Here is a 20,344-nt window from a genome sequence, read left to right as displayed (position 1 = left end):
CATGAATTTGGCTGATCGTGATGGTTTTATTTGGCAAGATGGAAAATTAGTTGATTGGCGTGATGCAAAAATTCACGTCTTAACACACACATTACATTACAGTATGGGTGTTTTTGAAGGCGTCCGTGCTTATGAAACCCCAAATGGTACAGCAATCTTCCGTTTGCAAGATCACACTAAACGCTTATTAAATTCAGCAAAAATTTATCAAATGAATGTACCATTTGATCAAGCGACTTTAGAGCAGGCGCAGATTGATGTTGTGCGTGAAAATAAATTGGTATCAGCTTATTTGCGTCCTCTCATTTGGATTGGCTCTGAGAAACTAGGAATTGCTGCAACAGATAATACCATCCATGCTGCTGTAGCGGCTTGGTCATGGGGTGCATACCTTGGTGAAGAAGCGATGGCACGTGGTATTCGTGTTAAAACGTCATCATTTACGCACCACCATCCAAACGTGACGATGTGTAAAGCAAAAGCATGTGGTAACTATACTGTATCGATTTTGGCACACCAAGAAGTTGCACGTTCAGGTTATGACGAAGCAATGTTACTTGACCCTCAAGGCTTTGTTTGTCAAGGTGCAGGCGAAAACGTATTCTTAATCAAAGATGGTGTTTTGCATACACCTGACTTGGCAGGCGGTGCGTTAGAAGGGATTACCCGTCAAACAGTAATTACTATTGCCAAAGACCTTGGTTATGAAGTGGTTGAGCGTCGTATCACACGTGATGAGTTTTACATCGCTGATGAAGCATTCTTTACCGGTACTGCTGCGGAAGTAACGCCAATTCGTGAATATGATGACCGTGAAATCGGTTGTGGTTCACGTGGTCCGATTACCACTGTTATTCAAAAAACCTTCTTTGATGCAGTTCAAGGTCGTAACGATAAATATGCACATTGGTTGACTTATGTAAAATAAGATCAAACCAGGTCAATTAAGCGAAGCTCAGGCTTCGCTTTTTTTATTGACGAATTAATACTAAAAAAAACAATCCGCTCTATGCTAAGATGAGCGTATATTCAGTGCATATGATTGAACACTTTTGTTTTTTTGGACAAAGTGGAGCCTCGTATCTCAAGCATTTAAGGTTATCAGATGGTAGATATTCAACAAAATTCGGCAACTCATGAAGACAATGTGATCTTGTGCATGAAGTGGGGAACCAAGTATGGTGCTGAGTACGTCAACCGTTTGTATAACATGGTCAAACGTCATTTGACTTTACCTTTTAAAATGGTGTGCTTGACCGATCGTACCGAAGGTATTGACCCGAATGTTCAATGTTTTCCTATTCCATCTCTTGATTTACCCGCAGGCAGCCCTGAGCGTGGTTGGAATAAACTGTCGACTTTTGAACCTGATCTCTATGGCTTAAAAGGCAATGCGCTGTTTCTTGATCTGGATGTGGTCATCATTGATAATATTGACTGCTTCTTCCAGGCGGAAGGGGAGTTCTTGGTGATTCACGATTGGAAACGTCCTTGGCGCATCACAGGCAATAGTTCGGTCTATCGTTTTAAACTCGGGGCTTTCCCCGATATTTTGCCGTACTTCCGTGCAAACTTTAATGAGATAAGTCAAAAGTTCCGTAATGAACAAGAGTACCTGTCTTGGTTTGTACATAAAGAAGGTAAATTGAGCTATTGGAATAAAGACTGGTGTAAGAGCTATAAATACCATTGCTTAAGAAAAGTTCCTTTCGCTTATTTCCAGCCACCCGTAAAACCCAAAGACGCGAAAATCATTATTTTCCATGGTGAGATTAACCCACCTGATGCGATTAGTGGTGGCGGTGGTAAATGGTATCGTTATGTGTTGCCATCGGATTGGATTAAAGAGTCTTGGCAGTAATCCAAGTGTTATTCATCCTGAAAATGAAGGGATGCATAAAATAAAAAAATCAGGCGGAATGTCTGATTTTTTATTTTAAGGGTTATTAAATATTATGATATTGGCGATACCAATCAACAAAGTTTTTCACTCCATCGACCACCGAAGTCGCTGGTTTATAGTCAACATAGTTTTCTAGCGCAGAGCTATCGGCAAAGGTATCTGGTACATCACCTGGCTGCAGGGGAAGAAAATCTAAAATCGCTTCTTTACCTGCTGCTTTTTCAATGGCCTGAATATATTCAATCAGTTTTACTGTACGGTTATTGCCAATATTGAAAATTCTAAATGGGGCATTACTTGTGGATGGATTTGGAGTATTGCTGTCCCAAGTCTCATCAGGTGTCGCAATCTTGTCGCTGGTACGAATAATCCCTTCAACTATATCGTCGATATAGGTGAAGTCGCGAGTGTGATTACCATGATTAAACACAGGAATCGGTTTGCCTTCAAAAATGTTCTTGGTGAACTTAAACAAGGCCATATCTGGGCGTGTCCATGGTCCATAGACGGTAAAGAAGCGTAAGCCTGTGGTTGGCAATTTAAATAAATGACTATAACTATGTGCCATTAATTCATTGGCGCGTTTGGTTGCGGCATAGAATTGCAGTGGATGATCGACGCCGTGCTGTTCGCTAAAAGGCATGGTGGTGTTGGCACCATAGACACTACTGGTGCTGGCATAGGTTAGGTGGGGTATTTCGGCGTAACGACAAGCTTCCAGAATATTGGTAAACGCAATCAGGTTGCTCTCCACATAACTATGTGGATTCTCAAGCGAATAACGTACACCAGCCTGTGCAGCCAAATGAATTACACGATCAAAAGTATGATCTTGGAAGCATTGATCCACCACTGTTTTATTGGCGAGATTGTCACGAATCAGAGTGAAACAGCCTGTATTTTCACGTTCAGAAAGTAATTGCAATTGCTGAGCACGTGCTTCTTTCAGGGATGGATCATAATAATTATTAAAATTATCAAAACCGACCACATCATTACCGCGTTCCAGCAGTTTTTTTGCAACACTAAAGCCGATGAATCCAGCAGCACCTGTGACTAGAACTTTCATTCATCGCCTCCAAAAATATCTCGGGTATAAACTTTATCTTGTACATCTAACAATTCATTGGAAAGGCGATTGGCAATAATCACATCACAAGATTGTTTGAACTCATTTAGATCTTGAGTGACTTTAGATTTAAAGAAGGTGTCTTCATGAAAGGTTGGTTCGTAGATAATGATTTCCAGACCTTTAGCTTTTAACCGCTTCATCACGCCTTGAATGGCTGAGGCTCGGAAATTATCTGAGCCGCTTTTCATCACCAGACGATAGATTCCCACTGTGCTAGGGTTTCTTGCCAGAATCGAATCGGCAATAAAATCTTTACGGGTACGATTCGCATCCACAATTGCTTTAATCAGATTGCTTGGGACGTTGTTATAGTTGGCCAATAACTGTTTGGTATCTTTCGGTAGGCAATAGCCGCCGTAGCCAAAAGATGGATTATTATAATGACTGCCAATACGTGGGTCTAGACAGACACCATCAATCACTTGTTTGGTATCTAGGCCAAAGCTTTGTGCATAAGTATCCAACTCATTGAAGAAGGCTACCCGCATTGCCAAGTAGGTATTGGCGAACAGTTTAATCGCTTCGGCTTCAGTTGAATGGGTTAGCAAGACAGAAATATCCTGCTTGATCGCACCTTCTACCAGTAAATCTGCAAATTGCTGCGCACGTTCAGATTGTTCTCCAACGATGATACGAGACGGGTAGAGGTTGTCGTGCAAGGCCTTGCCTTCACGTAAAAACTCGGGCGAGAAAATAATGTTTTCAGTCTGGTATTTATTTTTGACTTGCTCGGTGAAACCGACAGGAACCGTTGATTTGACAATCATGGTCGCATTGGGGTTAATTGCGAGAACGTCCTGAATGACGCTTTCTACACTTTGCGTATTAAAGTAGTTGGTTTGAGGGTCATAGTCAGTTGGTGTGGCAATAATAATAAAATCAGCATTTTGAAAAGCCAGCTGCTTGTCTGTCGTCGCTGTGAAATTGAGCTTTTTTTCTTTTAAAAAAAGTGAAATATCATGATCTTGAATCGGTGATACTTGGTTGTTCAGTAAATCTACTTTAGTTTGTAGGATATCTAGGGCGATGGTTTCATGGTGTTGTGCAAATAGCATTGCATTTGACAACCCGACATATCCTGTTCCAGCAATCGCTATTTTCATAAGTACCTAACAGATTCGACATACATGATGGACGGCTAATAGGATAGCCACAATGCACCTAATTTTAAATCCCATTCGACTGGGGTAATGACCATTCGTCCTGCATTTGGTGTGAGGGTAATTTCACTAAAATACACATGATCTTGCGATAGTAAGAAGTCTACCCGACTATACCCATAGGAAAAACAAAGTTTTGTAGATAGCTCAAGGATGTCTTTCAATTGTTGAGGCTTTGCCAGTGGGGTGGGTGAATTATCTTTAAGATCGACTCGAAATGGCTGTAACTGCCATTGTGTATCATACATATTTGAATAGTCATTGCCCTGAGCATCTTGGACATCAATTTCCAGATATTCTGGTCGGCCTTCAAAACAATGTACACGACACGTGGTAATGGCGGATTGACTGGCAGGGTCGACATAGAGTTCTACATATTCTTCAACCAGTACTTTAGGGCAAATATCTTTGTAGTGCCATTCACGCTTTCTAAAATACATATTCATTTTGAGATGATTTTTGATTTTAGCTGTTGCTGCTTCGACATTAAACTTGCTTTTATCGCGACAGACCATGGCGCTGCCACTGTCATGGGTACATTTTAAAACAAATTGATTGGGTAACTGGTTAAAATCAATCTCATCAATACATTTGTAAATGCCAATCAATGGAACGAAATAGGCATCACCAATCTTTGCCGAAACCAACTGTCTGACTGCACATTTATCTGCTAATTTTGTGAACAGGGGGCTCCGCTCGAAAATCATTCGGGCAGTGACTTTTTCATTGAAGCTTTTTGGCGAGCAAAAATCAGGGGTATAACCTAATTTGCAGATAAACCGTTTAGTGAGGTACGCTTTATCTGAAACAAATTTAGTTCTAATTATTTTTGCTTGATACTCAAAGTAGTTATAAATCATCAGTCAAAAGATTAAATCCCGTCAAAGTAACCTGTAATTATAATAAAAATACCTAAATTCGTCTAATAAAAATGTGGTGTTTTTAGGTGTAAAATGATTCCAAAAGGTTTGATTTTGTTAGGGATTGTCAGGGATTAAGCTGAGGTTAATCAAGTCACTAAACAAGGTGGAATTATATATCTGCTGATTAGCTCATCGATATTAAAATTTAAACAATTATAATATATTGATTTATATGGAATGATTGAACAATCAATAGGCCCGCTATTACGAAAAGAGACTGACTGTGAACAGATCAGTGGTGTTATCATATGCTCCTAGATTAAACATGTTTGGCCGTATTTTCGTGCTTTCGGATCGTTTAAGAGTGAATTGATGAGTGAAATGATGCAACCGGTTGATGTGGTGATTGCTTGGGTGGATGGCAATGACCCGAAGTTAAAACAGAAGCGCATGCAGTATCAGGGCAAAACACAAGCTTCTGATGCCGTCAGTGATACCCGTTTTGCCAGCAACCATGAAATTTACTATAACGTTGCATCTATTTTAAAATATGTCCCATTTTGTCGACATATCTATATTGTGACAGATGGTCAGCAACCGCAATGGATTGATGACTTTGTTCAGGATGGGATTTGTGAGGCAGGTAAAATTCGGATTGTCGACCACCGTGAAATTTTTGCGGGTTATGAGCAATACTTACCGACTTTCAATACACGTTCGATTGAAACCATGCTCTGGAATATTCAGGGCGTATCCGATTACTTTTTCTATTTGAATGATGATTTCTTTTTTAACGCGCCAGCGCAATTAGAAGATATTCTGATTGATCAGAAAATGGTGATTTACGGGCATTGGCAAAGCAGTTTTGTGCTCAAGGCCAAGCTTTGGTATCGTCAGGTTTTAAATCAATATTTTAATAAGCCGATACAACCTAAACATATGATTGCGCAAATGTTAGGTGCAGATATGCTTGGATTTAAAAAGTTTTTTGAGATTCATCATTATCCACATGCGGTTGACCGTAAAATATTACAAGACTATTTACTTGCTCATCCTAAGTTTTTAGAAAAACAGATTCAGCATAAGTTCCGCAGTGTCGAACAAATCAATCCGATTTCATTGATGAATCATTTGAAGATTCAAAAGGGTGAGGCCTTGCTAAAGCCTGATCTTGAGATTGCCTATTTGAAAAATGAAAGCAGTTTAAGCAGCTTCTTGCAAAGCTTGGGTAATGAACAGATTAAATATGGGTGTATGCAAAGTCTGGATCAATTGAGTGATGTGGCGGCGGCAGAAATTTATGCAGCTTTAAATCAAAAATTGGCAGGCTATATACCCAACGTTTTATTGGCTGAAACGGCCAAAGGATAAATGATGAAAGTTGAAACTTATCTAATTAACCTTGATGGCAGTGATCAGCGTCTAGCCAGTGCGACTGCACAATTACAGCAACAGGGATGGCCATTTACCCGTTTTTCGGCCTATGATGGACGTGGCAAGGCCCTATCTGAGTTTAAACAATATGATGATGCCGAAGCGCAGAAAATTTTAGGACGTAGTCTAATTAATTCAGAATTAGGTTGTTATCTGAGTCACTATGGTTGTGCTGAAAAATTTCTTGAAACAGATGCTGATTATTTGGTGGTGTTAGAAGATGACATTCAGGTTTTACCCAATTTCAAGCAGAATCTTGATTCACTGCTCAAGTATCTAGATCAGCATAAAGAACTGGATTGGTATGTGGTGAATATGGCGGCGAAAAAGAAAAAACTCGCCAAAGATATTGTGCAGATGGATCATTACAACCTTTGGCATGCGTATTACTTCCCCATCCGTGGCGTGGGGTTGCTTTGGTCTCGTAAAGGGGCAGAAGAGTTTGTAAAAGTTGGGAAACAAATTCATGTTCCTGTCGATATCTTTTTCCAAGGCTGGCTCAGTAAAAATGGTAAAGGTCTAGGTGTTTGGCAACCTTTTGTAAAACCAGCAGGTTTAGACAGTGATATTTTAGGTACTGTTGCAAGTCAGGGGATTCAGCGTAAGGATTTAGAAAATCGTGATTCTTCTCATGCGTTAAAGAAACAGAAAAGAATGTGGCGTGACCGTTTTTATGCTTTTAAGCATCTTTTCTTTTAATGTAAATGGTCTATCCAAATCACTGACGTGAAATGAAATGTGAAAGTGCTTTATTTTTTAGCTGAGTTTCCTTATGAAGATATTTAAAAAAATATTCTATCTTTTAAAGTTCTATACGATGTATTGGAATAAAAAGAGAGATGTGAATGATGCAATAGATAATTATGCAGATATTATTGTATTAAATCCAATAAGCTCAAATGCTGTTATTCCCAAAAAAATTTGGATGTATTGGGAAGGGGATTTACCAATTATTGTTGAAAAATGTGTAGAGCAACTTAGACGTTTGCATCCAAGCTATGAGGTGTTATTTCTAAAACCGCAAGACTTAATTAAGTTTTGTACTATTGATTTTGAATCAATTCTTTATAAAAAAGCAACTCCACAACAACGATCAGATTTAATCAGATTTAATCTTTTATTTTTACATGGTGGTATATGGCTTGATGCGAGTACTATAGTTTATGAAAATTTAGATTGGATTCAAGATTTGATCGGGAAAGAAAGAACAAACTGTTTTGCTTACTATAGAAAAAATAACACTACCAATATGAGTTATCCTGTTATAGAAACTTGGCTATTAGCGAGTATTCAGGGCAATATGTTTTTTAAATACTGGTTGGAGGAGTTGTGGAATGCAATTGAACTTACTCCTAAAGGATATATTCAAAATATTGCAGATACTCAAGATAATAGCCAAGATCTCTTTCAAAACATTGGCCGTTTAGAGTATTTAGCAGTTTATGTCGTATGTCAGAAGGTGATGAGAGAGTATATGCCAAGTATGACTTTGATTAACTGTGACAAAAATGCTTTTTTCTATCAAGTAAAAAATAGGTGGGTAAAAGAAAGAACACTGATTGATTTTGCAATTAACTATCCACCAAATCAGAATCCAAAATTACTTAAGTTAGCAGCAAAAGAAAGAAAGATATTAAATAAATTTTATGCAAAGAATTTTTATTTTAAAGATTCTTTTTTAGATATATAGGCTATATGTCTTAAGTTTTTATTTATTGTAATCTAAAGATGAAGTGTAAAATTGTCTACAAAATTGATGTTAGAGATTGATATGGAAGTATTTGTCATAAGTTTATCCACGGCAAGTCAAAGAAGACAACATATAAACCAAGAGTTTGCTAAAAAAAACTTGGATTTTACTTTTTTTGATGCCTTAACACCTGAACCTGCAGGAGAGTTTGCTAATCAGCTTGGCTTGCGAGTTGATGATACTCTTTTGACAAAAGGTGAGATAGCATGCTTTATGAGCCATGTTTTCTTGTGGAATAAAATGATTAACGAGAATATTCCACATATGGCTATTTTCGAAGATGATATTTATTTAGGTGAAAATGTTAAAGCATTTCTTACTGATAACTCTTGGATTGACTCTAATTGGCATCTGATCAAGATTGAAGAATTTACTAACAAAGTTGCTCTTGGGCAAAAGGTTAAAATGTTTGATGGTGAGCCAAACAGAGCACTTTTTGAGCTTAAAAGTAAGAACCTTGGGACGGCTGGTTATATTCTTTCTTTACATGGGGCTAAGCAATTAATCAGCTACATTCAGGCATTAGATAAGTTGATTGCCTTGGATCACTTGATGTTTGAAAAGCTTATTCAAGATAAAATTTTATCTGTTTTGCAAATGAAGCCAGCTTTATGTATTCAAGATGTAACACTTTACTCAACAAAAGATAGTGTGAAATTTGCCAGTCATTTATATAAAGAGCGCCAAGTTAGGATGAAATATAATAAAAAGACTGGGTTGGATAAAATTCTTTTAGAGTTAAGTCGGATTTTTCAACAAATCAGAAATTTTATTTTATTTAAAACCGTTGGGTTTAAGTAGGGAAGAAGAGTGGAAAATTTTGTCATTAGTTTAAAGTCTGCTACTGATCGTAGAATCCATATAGAAGAGCAATTTGGAAAAAAAGAGATTGCATTTGATTTTTTTGATGCGATTGAACCACATAAAATTGATATGATTGCCGATAGTTTAAAAATTAATATCAATAATTGTAATTTGAGTAAGGGTGAAATTGGTTGCTTGCTCAGTCATGTTTCTCTTTGGAAAAAAGCATTTGATGAAAATATAGACTACATTGCAATATTTGAAGATGATGTTTATTTAAGTAAAGATGCACATTTTTTTCTAAGTAAAAGTGATTGGATTAATCATAATGTGGATTTTATAAAAATAGAAAAAACAATTGATAGTGTATTGCTTTCATTAGACAAAATAAATATTGGATTTAATAAATATGTTTTATCTAATCTCAGATGTTATCATTTAGGTACGGGGGGGTATATTCTCTCAAATAAGGCTGCACGTGATTTATATCAATATGTTTTAAATTTGGATAGATTGGATCATATTGATCAAATTATGTTTAAATTTTATTTTAATGAGGGGGGGCTACCTGTTTATCAAATAACTCCTGTATTGTGTATTCAGGATTGTATATTAAACCCTACACATCAAAAATTTAATAGTACATTACAATGGAGAGAAAACGTGAGAATAAAACAAAAAATATCGATATTAAAAAAAATGCAGAGGGAGTTGTTTAGAATATATGATAAACTTAGGCAGATTCCTTTTCGTGTTAAGTTGATTATACGGCTATAAAATATTTAAGAACTCATTAAACATATGGTCAATAGTTAATCTCAACTTATCTTCTTCTGTTATTTGGTAAGGGGAATGAGTAATTTCAAATAATTTCTGTGCCAATTTCTCTATATTTTGAGGCTCAACTAGACCTTTTTGTAATTCTATAGAATTTAATTGGTAGCGGATTCCTGATGAACAATTAAATGCGATCACTGGAACATTAAGTGAAATAGATTCTGCAATTACTAGAGGAGAGCCTTCCGTTAGAGAGCTTAAGATTAGTGTTTTACTTTGCTTAATATAGGCAGCAGGATTCTCTTTCCAACCTAAAAAGTCAATACGATTTTGAATATTTAAGGTATGAGCGAGTTGTTTTAAACTTTCAAGTAAATCTCCATCTCCAACGAAAGCCATTCTTCCATTTAATCCACTTTTAGCAAAGGCAATCAATGATATTTCAGGTTGTTTTTCTTTTGATAAGCGACCAACAAAAATAGTATCCCATATTTTTTCTGTAATATCTGGTATTGATGATATTAGTCTATTTACATCTATTCCATTAGGAATACATTTAATTTTTATATTTGGATTGTATTTTTTATATGTGTTTTTTATATCATGATTTACTACTAAAATATTTTTATTGTGAAATAAGTTGTTAAAAATTTTTCTTTCAATATATATTCTTCTTTTTTCTTTTATATATCTAAATAAATTGTTAGTTTGTTTTTCTTCTAAATGAATAATATCACCATGAATCCAATACCATGTGTTTGGATGTTCAATGAAAGTAGATAGCCAAAGTGATCTATAATGTCCTATTAATAATAAATCAGGATTCATTGTTTTAATTATATTTTGGATTTCTTCTTGTTTATTTTTGTCAAGGGTCTTATTTTTATTCCTCCATAAGTTTCCACTCATGAAGTAAGAATCTACATCAATATTAATTTGTTTTACTTCTTTTGGTAGTTGCATTCCGATATTCGAAGAGTCTAATATTGCATAACTTACTTTATAACCTAAATCAATAAATTTTTTGGCAATATCAATAGTAATTCTTTCTACACCGCCACCATATAGAGCATCTTGTATAAATAAAATTTTCTTCATTTGTATCTTGTCTGAAATAAGTAAGGAATTTTAGCTAAAATTATCATTCAATATGATTGTCGAAAAATATTTGATGATCGATAGTTTGCGCGTTATTAAACTATATAGTAATTATTGTTATTCCCCCTAAATCTTTTATAACCCCACATATATTCGGCAGGAAAGCGGTTGATCATCTGTTCAACTGCTTGATTGAGTGCCGTGGTCGCAATTCCGATATCTCTATCATAGAGTGCTGGATCATTCAGATCATCGCAATACACCTCAAATCCTTCACCGTCCTCACGACGGAAACAGCTTAATCCCACCAGACGGCATTGAGTTTTTTGCGCCATCTTGCTTGCAAGTGTACTGGTTAAACAGGGAATTCCAAAAAAAGGAACGATAACTCCGCCTGAAGGTTGAGGGACATGATCAGGTAAAATTACGCTAAAACCACCTTGTTTTAGATTCTTAAACAAGGCTTTTACACCATTTGCATCCGTTGGAACTAAGGTAGCATTTAACCGTTGGCGAGCATGCAAAGCAAATGCATTAAATCCTGAATCTTTCATGGGTTTGTACATAATGGTAGGTGTACCATACTGATTGACCCATGCATTCATCATTTCCCATGTACCCAAATGCGGAGTAATAATCAAAGCACCACGCGGATCATTTAAAGCATTTGTTAATACTTCTAAATTATGTACAGTACGAATTTGCTGAATGCTCCATTCAGGAGGCATTGCCCAGCATTTCCCAGATTCAATATAACTCAAACATTGCTTGGTCACACTTTCTCGAGCAAGCTGTTCTTTTTGCTCTGAAGAAAGAGTTGGGTAGGCTAAACCAATATTAATTCTGGTTTTCCAAAGCATACTTTTATCAGGATTTTGATTGATAAAGTAGGCAGCCACTTTTGCAATACTGCGCAAAAATGTTAAAGGGAGAATACGAAGTAAAATACTGTAAAACGACATGACGATCAGTCTTGCTTATCGGTATTGCCTTTGAGCACCATGTAAATTAGTGCTACAAAAATCAATAACGCACCTACAAGACTACTAACGCAGAAATATAAAATACGTTGATTGGTGGTCATATTGAAAAGTTCATTTGCCAAGATGTAACGCATAAAAAACCATTGAGCAAGTGAAAACACAATAATCACAATTGTGTGTCGACGTACATCAGGACGCATTGCCATAAGACTGACCTCTCAATAAAAAAGCAGCTTATTATGCCATTACGCTGCATGATCGCAAAGTAAAACCATGTAATATAAAAAAACCCTGCATTAAGCAGGGTCTTATTCAGCAATCAATTGAAAAAATTACTTTTCTTCAGCTTTTGCTTTTTCACGTAAACGAATACCCAAGTCACGCAATTGATTTGCTTCAACAGGCGCTGGTGCTTGAGTTAATGGACATTCAGCAGTCTTAGTTTTCGGGAATGCAATCACATCACGAATAGAAGAAGCACCTGTCATGAGCATGATCAAGCGGTCAAGACCAAATGCCAAACCACCGTGTGGAGGCGCGCCATAACGTAATGCGTTCAATAAGAAGCTGAATTTTTCTTCCGCTTCTTCTTCACCAATACCTAAAGCTTCAAAAATCGCTTTCTGCATCTCTAAGGTATAAATACGCAGTGAACCACCACCAATTTCAGTACCATTGAGTACCATATCGTATGCAACTGATAGTGCCGCGCCTGGATTGCTCTTTACTTCTTCAACACTTGATTTTGGTAGTGTGAATGGGTGATGCACAGAAGTCCATTTGCCATCATCAGTTTCTTCGAACATTGGGAAATCAACAACCCAAAGTGGTGCCCACTCGCAAGTTGAAAGATTCAAGTCATGACCGATTTTCACACGAAGTGCACCCATCGCATCATTTACAACTTTTGCTTTATCCGCACCGAAGAATACGATGTCGCCATTTTCAGCACCAACACGTTTTAATAAATCGAGTACGATTGGTTCGATGAATTTAACGATTGGAGATTGAAGACCTTCGATGCCTTTTTCAAGTTCATTGACTTTGATGTAAGCCAAGCCTTTAGCACCGTAGATGCCTACGAATTTGGTGTATTCGTCAATCGCACTACGTGGTAATGAACCAGCACCTGGAACACGTAAAGCGACAATACGACCTTTAGGATCTTTTGCAGGGCCAGCAAAAACTTTGAACTCAACGTCTTGCATTAAGTCTGCAACGTCAACTAATTTCAATGGAATACGCATATCTGGTTTGTCAGATGCATAATCACGCATTGCATCGTTATAGGTCATACGTTCAAATTTATCGAATTTTACATTCAATAATTCGTTGAACATTTTAACCGTTAAGCCTTCCATTAAATCCATGATGTCATCGTCAGACATAAACGATGTTTCAACGTCGATTTGGGTAAATTCAGGCTGACGATCCGCACGTAAATCTTCGTCACGGAAACATTTAGCGATTTGGTAATAACGATCGATACCACCGACCATCAACAACTGTTTGAACAATTGTGGTGATTGTGGAAGTGCATAGAAGCTACCATTTGAAACACGACTTGGGACTAAATAGTCACGTGCGCCCTCAGGTGTTGCACGAGTCAAGATCGGTGTTTCAACATCGAGGAAACCGTGATCTTCAAAGTAGTTACGAATCAAGTTTGTAACTTTAGAACGGAAGCGTAAGCGATCTAACATTTCTGGACGACGAATGTCCAAGAAACGGTATTTCAAACGAATTTCTTCAGAAATATTGGTGTTTTCGTCATTCAATGGGAATGGAGGTGTTTCAGAAGCAGCTAAAACTTCGATTTCTTTTGCTAAAACTTCGATTTGACCACTCACCATGTTGGCATTTTCAGTACCTTCATAGCGACGACGTACACGACCTGTAATTTTTAACACAAATTCAGAGCGTGCTTTATCCGCAGTTGAGAAAGCTTCTGGTGTATCAGGATCAATGACGACTTGAACTAAACCATCACGGTCACGCATATCAAGGAAAATTACACCACCATGGTCACGGCGACGATGAACCCATCCGCATAAAGTCACTGTTTGATCGATTTGGGCTTCAGTTAAAGAGCCACAGTAATGAGTGCGCATCATATTGAATTATTTATCCAAACTATATTGGCTAGAAGGTGAATGCGTAAACAGCGCATCACCAATGAAGGGGAGATTATGCCTTGTTGAACATATTGTCTCAAGTCTTAATCATTTCAACAGAATTTTAAAGCGACGCTTTTTTAAAAAAATGATCTTGTTTGACCTTTTCGATCAAATAATAGTAGCAACAGACATGCTGCTGTAAAAACACAAAGTGCTGTTTGAGTAAATTCGTTAATTGATTTACCAATAAAAAAATATCGTTCGGTGTACCAGAGTTCTGATGAAATATGACGACTATAGTCCCAAATCGACAACAATCCAGCAACTGTTGAAATCATTAAGCTTGTCGTGATAAATGCTTTGATTTTAATCGGTACAGGTTGAGCTAGTTTATGTTTGATGTAATAGCGTTTGCACATCCATAAGATAAAAGGTAAGGCGAGAATAGATGAAGCAATCTGCAAAATAAAATGTAATGGATAATGCAAACCAAAGAGAGAAATATCTTGTGCGAGTAAATCTTTAAAAGCGAAGGTTCGAAAGTCCAGATGGGTTAATCCATCCCAGATTAAATGTGTCGCTGTACCCAAAATAATCGCAAAGCAATTCATAAGACTAAAGCCCACTGCATCATCAAAATTGCTGATCTTTATGGGATCTTTTATACCCAGAAAACGATAACTGACAGGTCGATAAATGAGATACCACAAGAGACAAAAAATAATCCAATCGGAAGATTGGGGAATAATATCCCAGACCACTGATGTGTTAATGCAATTGTTTCTTGAGTAAATAAACGATGCAGGTCTGGGGTCATACAGCCGATTGCAAGCGCTGCGACAGGCAAATGACCCTTACTCAATTTTGATAGAGGTGGTGCAAGAACAGCATGAGAAAGAGTAAATGGCATATTCTTGGAACGTTATAAACATTGAATAATGGATCAGCAGTGTAGCAAATGTTTTTTGTGGTTATGTTTTTTATTGCAAAATAAATGAAATGTTATAATATAACAAAACATATTTAAGCTGATCTGAGACACGGCATGTCATTTTCTAAAAATATTTTGACTTTATCTATTTTAGCAATAGCCAGTAGTACCACCTTTGCAGAAGAGGAAACAAAGGTTCAACAACTTGCTACGATTGAAATTAAAGCGCACCCTTTAGAGCGAAATGCAGCCGATTTTGCTGTCGCAGATCATGTGGTTGAGCAAAAAGAGTTAACTGAAAAAAGTGTAACATTAGGTGATGCCTTAGCTGGTGAGATGGGTATACATACCAATCAGTTTGGCGCAGGTTCAAGTCGTCCAGTGATTCGAGGACAAGATGGTGCTCGAGTCAAAGTGTTGCAAAATGCCTCTGAAAATATTGATGTTTCAACGTTATCGCCCGACCATGCGGTCACGGTTGATCCATTATTAGCAAAGAAAATAGAAGTTATTCAAGGACCATCTACTTTATTGTACGGTGCTGGTACTGTAGGTGGTTTGGTCAATGTGACAGACAGCAAAATTCCGACACAGATGCCAGAAAATGGTTATGAGGGGAATGTTGGGCTACGCTATAACACTGGTAGTGATGAAAAATTAGCAAGCGCGGGTGTTACTGTTGGTTTGGGTGATCAAGTTGCATTACGTCTTGAAGGTCTCAAACGCGAAGCCAATGATTATATTGCACCTGATTATTTCCATGAAGGCGAAAAAGAACGTCGAGTCGATAATACTTTTGCCAAAGGGCAAACTGTAAATGTCGGTCTATCGTGGATTTATGATCGTGGCTTTACGGGTATTTCATATAGCAATCGTCAGGATCAATACGGCTTGCCAGGACATAGCCATGAATATGAAAGCTGCCATTTACATGGTCTGAGTTTACATTGTGGTGATCACGATCCAAATGATGGGCATGACCATGACGAACATGCGCATGATGCAGGACCTTGGATTGACTTAAAATCAGAGCGTTATGATGTTCGTACTGAGTTGGACAACCCATTTGCAGGCTTTAAAAAATTACGCGCACAAGCGAGTTATACAGATTATCAACATGATGAGATCGAAGAAGAGACCATCGCGACTCGTTTTAAAAATAAAGGTTATGATGGACGCTTAGAGTTAGTACACAACCCGCTGGGTGCATGGGAAGGGGTCATTGGTACACAATATGGACAACAAAAATTAAAACTTACAGGTGAAGAAGCCTTTTTAGCACCAAATACCACTAAAAAATGGAGTGTTTTTGCATTAGAACATGCGCAATTTAATGATGTTCATGTTGAATTAGCTGCTCGTGCAGAACAGCAAAAAATTAATATTGATGATGCAACGAAAAAAGATTTCGACGGTTCAGCCTTTTCTGTTTCTGGTGCCGCCAATTGGGAGTTTGCACCAAACTATAAACTCTCTTTCGTTACCTCACATCAGGAGCGTTTGCCTTTAGCACAAGAGTTATATGCCAATGGTGGGCATTTCGCCACCAATACCTATGAACTAGGGAATGATCAGCTTAAAAAAGAGCAGTCAAATAATGTTGAACTTGGTTTTCATTACGATGATAACAAGTTTGATTACCATGTACATGTCTACCACAACTGGTTTGATGATTACATCTATGCCCAAACTTTAGATCGCTATAAAGATTTCCGTTTGGTTCAGTATGCACAAGATAAAGCCAAGTTCTATGGCGCTGAAGCGGAAGTGGGTTATCAGCTCTCTTCAATTTATAAACTCAGTGCATTTGGTGACTATGTTCGTGGCAAGATCGATAATGAAAATGCACCACGTGTACCAGCGGGCCGTTTAGGTACAAAAGTGAATGCAGACTTTGGTGATGGTTTTAGCGGTTCAGCTGAGTATTATCATGTATTCCAACAAGATAAGATCGCAGCTTATGAAACCGATACACAAAGTTATAATATGTTAAATTTGGGTGTGGCGTATTCAGGTAATTATGGCAATGTCGGTGATTATCGTGTATTCCTAAATGCTAATAACTTGTTGGATGATCAGGTTTATCAACATGCATCGTTTTTATCAACCATTCCACAAGTTGGACGTAATTTTAGCGTTGGTGTGAACTTTAGTTTCTAATTTGTCACTCAAATCTTATTGAAAAATCAAAGTATAAGCTCTAGCCTTAGTTCATTAGGCTAGGGCTTTTTCTGTTTATATGCGCATCTTCCAAAGAATTCATCAAAAATTAAACTGGTCAGGTCGACGTTACATGGCAGTCATATTGAGTATTTTTGCGATTGGGTATATTGCTTCTGCAATTTATCACACTGTAAAACCACTCCCAAAAGGACTGGATTTTACTGGACAACTTCGCCATGCCAATGTGAAATTTTTAGCGGATCAAACTTATATTGATATACAAGGTCAGCAACAAGTTGATCAGCATATTTTCAAAGAAGTATTCCAACTAATTGATCAAGCACAAACCACGATCGTGCTAGATATGTTTCTATTTAATCAGGAAGTTGGTGAATCAAAGGTAAAGCAATTTCCATTGATGCAACAACTCACTGATGCGTTGATTCTGAAGCGTAAACTTTACCCCTCAATTCAAATCGTTGTGATTACAGATCCAATTAACTCGGTTTATGGTGGAATAACTCCTAAACACTATCGTCAGCTTCGTCAAGCAGGCGTTGATGTGATAGAAACTGATCTAAAACCATTGCGAGCCTCGAATCCATTGTGGTCGGGTTTTTGGTATATTTGTTGCCAAAATTTAGGCAATAATCCAGAAGGCGGTTGGCTAAATAATCCTTTTGGAAAAGATAAAGTAACAATACGGAGTTATTTGGAGTTACTCAATTTTAAAGCCAATCATCGTAAAACCTTAGTGGTAGATACGGCTCAAGGTTGGAAGAGTTTAGTGACCTCAGCGAATCCTCATGATGGGAGTTCACATCATAGTAATGTCGCACTGGTCGTGGATGGCCCAACCGCGATTGATGTATTACAAACTGAGCAAACTGTCGCGAATATGTCACAAGGTTCAAGCCCTTTTGTGATTATGAGTGGGCTAGTGGAAGATAAGCGCTTGCCACAGGTGCAGCTACTGACTGAAAAAGCGATTTATGATGCTGTGTTGAAGATGATTCAATCTGCAAAAAGTGAAGAGCATTTGGACATGGCTATGTTCTATCTGTCTGAGCGAAATATTATTGAGGCGTTAAAACAGGCTAAACAACGTGGTGTAAATATCCGTATTATGCTTGATCCAAATAAAGATGCATTTGGTCGTCAAAAGAATGGTATTCCAAATCGCCAAGTGGCTTCAGAACTCAATGCGGTAGGTATTCCAATTCGTTGGTGTGATACCCATGGTGAGCAATGCCATAGTAAAATGCTACTCAAATATAACGCTCAGCAAGCTGAGATTATTTTAGGTTCAGCTAATTTAACGGCACGTAATCTTAAAAACTATAACCTTGAGACAGACATGCGCGTTTTAGGTTCAGCGCAAGCACTGGTCTTTAAAGATGCAGGACAGTATTTTGATGCTGCTTGGAGTAATGCGAATGGTCGTCAGATCACGGTTGATTATGCAAAATATGCTGATGAGTCAAAAGTGAAATACTGGCTCTATCGTTTTATGGAGTGGTCGGGCTTATCGACTTTCTAAAAAAGAGGCTTAAAGCCTCTTTTTTTATTGCGGATTTGGTGGAATCAATTGATCTAAATCTTTATCAGCTAAGTGATCTAATTCACTTAAATCCGTTTTGATTTTCCACTGAGTTTCATCATCGACTGGGTTAGGCAAACGAGCTTCTAACCAATCACATACTGCATCAGGATTAAATTCAGGATGATTACATTGAATTACCCAAGCTAAAAAGTCTTTCGCTTCACCATTCATATAAGGAGGAGGAGAGACAGGGAAGAATTGAGTGGGTAAGCGCTCATTGGTCGATAAGTAGTTCAGAACATGCCCAAGCTCTTGAACAGTTTGCCATGCAAGTGGATGTGCAACATCAATATTGAATTTAAACCACCATGCATGTTGACCATCTGTGCCATGTGCAACGATGCGAGCTTCCTGCACACTTGGAACTTTACAAAAGAATTGATAAAGGCGGTCAAAATTCATTTCAGCCACAAATGTCGTCTCAAAATCAAAAGTATAATTTTAGCATATCTCTATTTAACTATTCGTAGATGTGATTGATCGATAAATTGATTGATTAGATCTGAAAAAATATTATTACAACAGTTATGCTTAATTTTTATTCTAAAATAGAAAGATACTCTGATTTCTTAGGAGATAATCATGAAGCAATCTAAAATTTATATTTATGGCTTGGCGACTATATTGGGTTATCTCCCTATCATGAGTTATGCAGATAATGCTTGGAGTGGCTATAGTGGGGTGGAAAGACGTTCGTATCCTCAAACTCCTCGTTATCAACCAGCAGCAGAAGATCCTTTCGCATTTTCAAATCAGCGTTACACACCGACTGCACCACCTAAAGGCTATTATTATCAACCGAATCAAAATAATTATTATCCTTATCCAAACCATCGACCGGGTGTTCGTATTGAATACTATCCAGAAACACAATATGAGCACAGCTATCGACGTGAATCATTTGTTGTTGGAAATGAATTACCCGGAGAGTTTCGTAGTGAGCGTTATGTGATTCGAGATTGGGATTCATATTCATTGCGTGAACCACCAAGAGGTCGGCACTGGGTGATGGTCGATGGTCGTTATCTTTTGGTGACTGATGATAATTTTACGATTGAAATTATTCGCTGATTTTAAATGTTTTTTTGAATTTTATTCAAAATTGAAATCTCCATAATTTCTTGGTTTTCATTACAAAGTTTTGCAATGTCGCAGTTTTTATTCATGCTTTCTCCTAGAGTTTTTCTTAATCTGATTTTAGATCGAAAAAACAGAGGATCAGAACATGAAAAAGACAGCTGTATTACTGGTATCAACACTTATGCTTGGTGTATCTGCCTCAGCTATGGCAGATTCAAATCGTTGGGATCATCAACATAAAGATCGTTATGATTACCGCTATGATCGTTATGACAATCGTCATGATCATCGGGAACAACCTCGTTGGTCAAATGGGGATCGCGGCAATCATTATGGTCAACGAATCAATTTTAAACGTGGTGAACGTTTACCTTCAGAGTTTCGTAGTAACCGATATATTGTTTCCAACTATCGTTATCATCGCTTGTATGAACCACCTCGTGGCTATAACTGGATGCAGGTACAAGGTAAATATGTATTGGTTGATTCGAAATATCGAATATTCCGTGTTGCATAAAATACCTAAGAAAAAGCAGGCGAGATGCC

19 protein-coding genes and 1 pseudogene are annotated in these 20,344 nt (G+C 37.5%); 11 read left to right on the top strand and 9 right to left on the bottom strand.

The window, feature by feature from the left end:
- The first annotated feature begins 1 nt into the window (after position 1).
- Together IEV17_RS11405 and IEV17_RS11400 are read left to right on the top strand one after the other, a co-directional pair.
- Positions 2 to 928, top strand: a complete 927-nt coding sequence (locus IEV17_RS11405; protein WP_004664837.1) for a branched-chain amino acid transaminase — start codon at positions 2 to 4, stop codon at positions 926 to 928.
- 177 nt (positions 929 to 1,105) lie between these two features.
- Complete coding sequence (locus IEV17_RS11400; RefSeq protein ID WP_004664834.1) at positions 1,106 to 1,861, top strand: hypothetical protein; 756 nt, start codon at positions 1,106 to 1,108, stop codon at positions 1,859 to 1,861.
- An 85-nt stretch (positions 1,862 to 1,946) separates the two neighbouring features.
- Here IEV17_RS11400 and IEV17_RS11395 read toward each other — a convergent pair whose 3' ends face one another.
- Genes IEV17_RS11395 through IEV17_RS11385 form a run of 3 tightly spaced genes read right to left on the bottom strand, consistent with a single transcriptional unit; the run spans position 1,947 to position 5,055 of the window.
- Positions 1,947 to 2,972 (bottom strand): NAD-dependent epimerase, encoded by a 1,026-nt coding sequence (locus IEV17_RS11395; RefSeq protein WP_004664833.1) that lies wholly within the window; start codon positions 2,970 to 2,972, stop codon positions 1,947 to 1,949.
- Positions 2,969 to 4,138: a nucleotide sugar dehydrogenase gene (locus IEV17_RS11390; RefSeq protein WP_004664831.1), complete on the bottom strand. Its 1,170-nt coding sequence runs from the start codon at positions 4,136 to 4,138 to the stop codon at positions 2,969 to 2,971. The genes IEV17_RS11395 and IEV17_RS11390 overlap by 4 nt, the downstream gene beginning before the upstream one ends.
- Positions 4,139 to 4,173: 35 nt before the next feature.
- Positions 4,174 to 5,055, bottom strand: a complete 882-nt coding sequence (locus IEV17_RS11385) for an ATP-grasp fold amidoligase family protein (protein WP_004664828.1) — start codon at positions 5,053 to 5,055, stop codon at positions 4,174 to 4,176.
- Positions 5,056 to 5,430: 375 nt separating this feature from the next.
- Here IEV17_RS11385 and IEV17_RS11380 point away from each other — a divergent pair, with 375 nt between their 5' ends.
- From IEV17_RS11380 to IEV17_RS11360, 5 genes are all read left to right on the top strand, one after another.
- A complete protein-coding gene (locus IEV17_RS11380; protein ID WP_004664827.1) occupies positions 5,431 to 6,429 on the top strand; it encodes a stealth family protein in 999 nt (332 codons plus the stop codon).
- A 3-nt stretch (positions 6,430 to 6,432) separates the two neighbouring features.
- Positions 6,433 to 7,191, top strand: coding sequence for a glycosyltransferase family 25 protein (locus IEV17_RS11375; protein WP_004664825.1), 759 nt, complete (start codon positions 6,433 to 6,435; stop codon positions 7,189 to 7,191).
- A gap of 73 nt (positions 7,192 to 7,264) precedes the next feature.
- Positions 7,265 to 8,182, top strand: a complete 918-nt coding sequence (locus tag IEV17_RS11370) for a glycosyltransferase family 32 protein (RefSeq protein ID WP_004664823.1) — start codon at positions 7,265 to 7,267, stop codon at positions 8,180 to 8,182.
- An 81-nt stretch (positions 8,183 to 8,263) separates the two neighbouring features.
- A complete protein-coding gene (locus tag IEV17_RS11365; protein ID WP_004664822.1) occupies positions 8,264 to 9,043 on the top strand; it encodes a glycosyltransferase family 25 protein in 780 nt (259 codons plus the stop codon).
- A gap of 9 nt (positions 9,044 to 9,052) precedes the next feature.
- Entirely contained in the window at positions 9,053 to 9,823 is a 771-nt protein-coding gene (locus IEV17_RS11360) for a glycosyltransferase family 25 protein (RefSeq protein ID WP_004664821.1), read from the top strand.
- Here the strand turns inward: IEV17_RS11360 and IEV17_RS11355 are convergent.
- The 5 genes and pseudogenes from IEV17_RS11355 to IEV17_RS11335 all read right to left on the bottom strand — a co-directional run bounded on the left by IEV17_RS11355 (position 9,818) and on the right by IEV17_RS11335 (position 14,931).
- Entirely contained in the window at positions 9,818 to 10,921 is a 1,104-nt protein-coding gene (locus tag IEV17_RS11355; RefSeq protein WP_004664819.1) for a glycosyltransferase, read from the bottom strand. The genes IEV17_RS11360 and IEV17_RS11355 overlap by 6 nt on opposite strands.
- A 95-nt stretch (positions 10,922 to 11,016) precedes the next feature.
- Positions 11,017 to 11,883 carry a lysophospholipid acyltransferase family protein gene (locus tag IEV17_RS11350; protein WP_004664818.1) on the bottom strand — a complete coding sequence of 289 codons (867 nt, stop codon included), beginning with the start codon at positions 11,881 to 11,883 and terminating at the stop codon, positions 11,017 to 11,019.
- Between the two features lie 5 nt (positions 11,884 to 11,888).
- Positions 11,889 to 12,110: a hypothetical protein gene (locus IEV17_RS11345; protein WP_004664817.1), complete on the bottom strand. Its 222-nt coding sequence runs from the start codon at positions 12,108 to 12,110 to the stop codon at positions 11,889 to 11,891.
- Between the two features lie 126 nt (positions 12,111 to 12,236).
- Entirely contained in the window at positions 12,237 to 14,018 is a 1,782-nt protein-coding gene (aspS, locus tag IEV17_RS11340) for an aspartate--tRNA ligase (RefSeq protein WP_004664816.1), read from the bottom strand.
- Positions 14,019 to 14,158: 140 nt separating this feature from the next.
- Positions 14,159 to 14,931 (bottom strand): annotated as a pseudogene (locus IEV17_RS11335) (DUF4184 family protein).
- Between the two features lie 135 nt (positions 14,932 to 15,066).
- Between IEV17_RS11335 and znuD the strand changes: the two are divergent.
- Together znuD and IEV17_RS11325 are read left to right on the top strand one after the other, a co-directional pair.
- Positions 15,067 to 17,112, top strand: a complete 2,046-nt coding sequence (gene znuD / locus IEV17_RS11330; protein ID WP_004664813.1) for a zinc piracy TonB-dependent receptor ZnuD — start codon at positions 15,067 to 15,069, stop codon at positions 17,110 to 17,112.
- A gap of 79 nt (positions 17,113 to 17,191) precedes the next feature.
- Positions 17,192 to 18,655 (top strand): phospholipase D family protein, encoded by a 1,464-nt coding sequence (locus IEV17_RS11325; protein WP_171062473.1) that lies wholly within the window; start codon positions 17,192 to 17,194, stop codon positions 18,653 to 18,655.
- 24 nt (positions 18,656 to 18,679) lie between these two features.
- On the opposite strand, the gene IEV17_RS11320 is transcribed toward IEV17_RS11325, so the two are convergent.
- The gene (locus tag IEV17_RS11320; RefSeq protein WP_034602063.1) at positions 18,680 to 19,120 is read right to left on the bottom strand and encodes a hypothetical protein; all 441 of its coding nucleotides are present in this window, start codon (positions 19,118 to 19,120) and stop codon (positions 18,680 to 18,682) included.
- A gap of 180 nt (positions 19,121 to 19,300) precedes the next feature.
- On the opposite strand from IEV17_RS11320, the gene IEV17_RS11315 reads away from it, so the two are divergent.
- Positions 19,301 to 19,789 carry an RcnB family protein gene (locus IEV17_RS11315; protein WP_004664809.1) on the top strand — a complete coding sequence of 163 codons (489 nt, stop codon included), beginning with the start codon at positions 19,301 to 19,303 and terminating at the stop codon, positions 19,787 to 19,789.
- Between the two features lie 154 nt (positions 19,790 to 19,943).
- A complete protein-coding gene (locus IEV17_RS11310; RefSeq protein WP_004664807.1) occupies positions 19,944 to 20,315 on the top strand; it encodes an RcnB family protein in 372 nt (123 codons plus the stop codon).
- Positions 20,316 to 20,344 lie beyond the last annotated feature (29 nt).

It is taken from the genome of Acinetobacter modestus (assembly GCF_014636095.1).
Taxonomy (GTDB): Bacteria; Pseudomonadota; Gammaproteobacteria; order Pseudomonadales; family Moraxellaceae; genus Acinetobacter; species Acinetobacter modestus.
The sequence above is the reverse complement of the archived record's forward strand: the minus strand, read 5'-3'. Positions and strand labels throughout refer to the sequence as shown.

Coding starts and splice junctions, on each gene's coding strand:
- IEV17_RS11405 (WP_004664837.1), top strand. CDS start 2: ATGAATTTGGCTGATCGTGATGGTTTTATTTGGCAAGATGGAAAATTA.
- IEV17_RS11400 (WP_004664834.1), top strand. CDS start 1,106: ATGGTAGATATTCAACAAAATTCGGCAACTCATGAAGACAATGTGATC.
- IEV17_RS11395 (WP_004664833.1), bottom strand. CDS start 2,972: ATGAAAGTTCTAGTCACAGGTGCTGCTGGATTCATCGGCTTTAGTGTT.
- IEV17_RS11390 (WP_004664831.1), bottom strand. CDS start 4,138: ATGAAAATAGCGATTGCTGGAACAGGATATGTCGGGTTGTCAAATGCA.
- IEV17_RS11385 (WP_004664828.1), bottom strand. CDS start 5,055: ATGATTTATAACTACTTTGAGTATCAAGCAAAAATAATTAGAACTAAA.
- IEV17_RS11380 (WP_004664827.1), top strand. CDS start 5,431: ATGAGTGAAATGATGCAACCGGTTGATGTGGTGATTGCTTGGGTGGAT.
- IEV17_RS11375 (WP_004664825.1), top strand. CDS start 6,433: ATGAAAGTTGAAACTTATCTAATTAACCTTGATGGCAGTGATCAGCGT.
- IEV17_RS11370 (WP_004664823.1), top strand. CDS start 7,265: ATGAAGATATTTAAAAAAATATTCTATCTTTTAAAGTTCTATACGATG.
- IEV17_RS11365 (WP_004664822.1), top strand. CDS start 8,264: ATGGAAGTATTTGTCATAAGTTTATCCACGGCAAGTCAAAGAAGACAA.
- IEV17_RS11355 (WP_004664819.1), bottom strand. CDS start 10,921: ATGAAGAAAATTTTATTTATACAAGATGCTCTATATGGTGGCGGTGTA.
- IEV17_RS11350 (WP_004664818.1), bottom strand. CDS start 11,883: ATGTCGTTTTACAGTATTTTACTTCGTATTCTCCCTTTAACATTTTTG.
- IEV17_RS11345 (WP_004664817.1), bottom strand. CDS start 12,110: ATGGCAATGCGTCCTGATGTACGTCGACACACAATTGTGATTATTGTG.
- aspS (WP_004664816.1), bottom strand. CDS start 14,018: ATGATGCGCACTCATTACTGTGGCTCTTTAACTGAAGCCCAAATCGAT.
- znuD (WP_004664813.1), top strand. CDS start 15,067: ATGTCATTTTCTAAAAATATTTTGACTTTATCTATTTTAGCAATAGCC.
- IEV17_RS11325 (WP_171062473.1), top strand. CDS start 17,192: ATGCGCATCTTCCAAAGAATTCATCAAAAATTAAACTGGTCAGGTCGA.
- IEV17_RS11320 (WP_034602063.1), bottom strand. CDS start 19,120: ATGAATTTTGACCGCCTTTATCAATTCTTTTGTAAAGTTCCAAGTGTG.
- IEV17_RS11315 (WP_004664809.1), top strand. CDS start 19,301: ATGAAGCAATCTAAAATTTATATTTATGGCTTGGCGACTATATTGGGT.
- IEV17_RS11310 (WP_004664807.1), top strand. CDS start 19,944: ATGAAAAAGACAGCTGTATTACTGGTATCAACACTTATGCTTGGTGTA.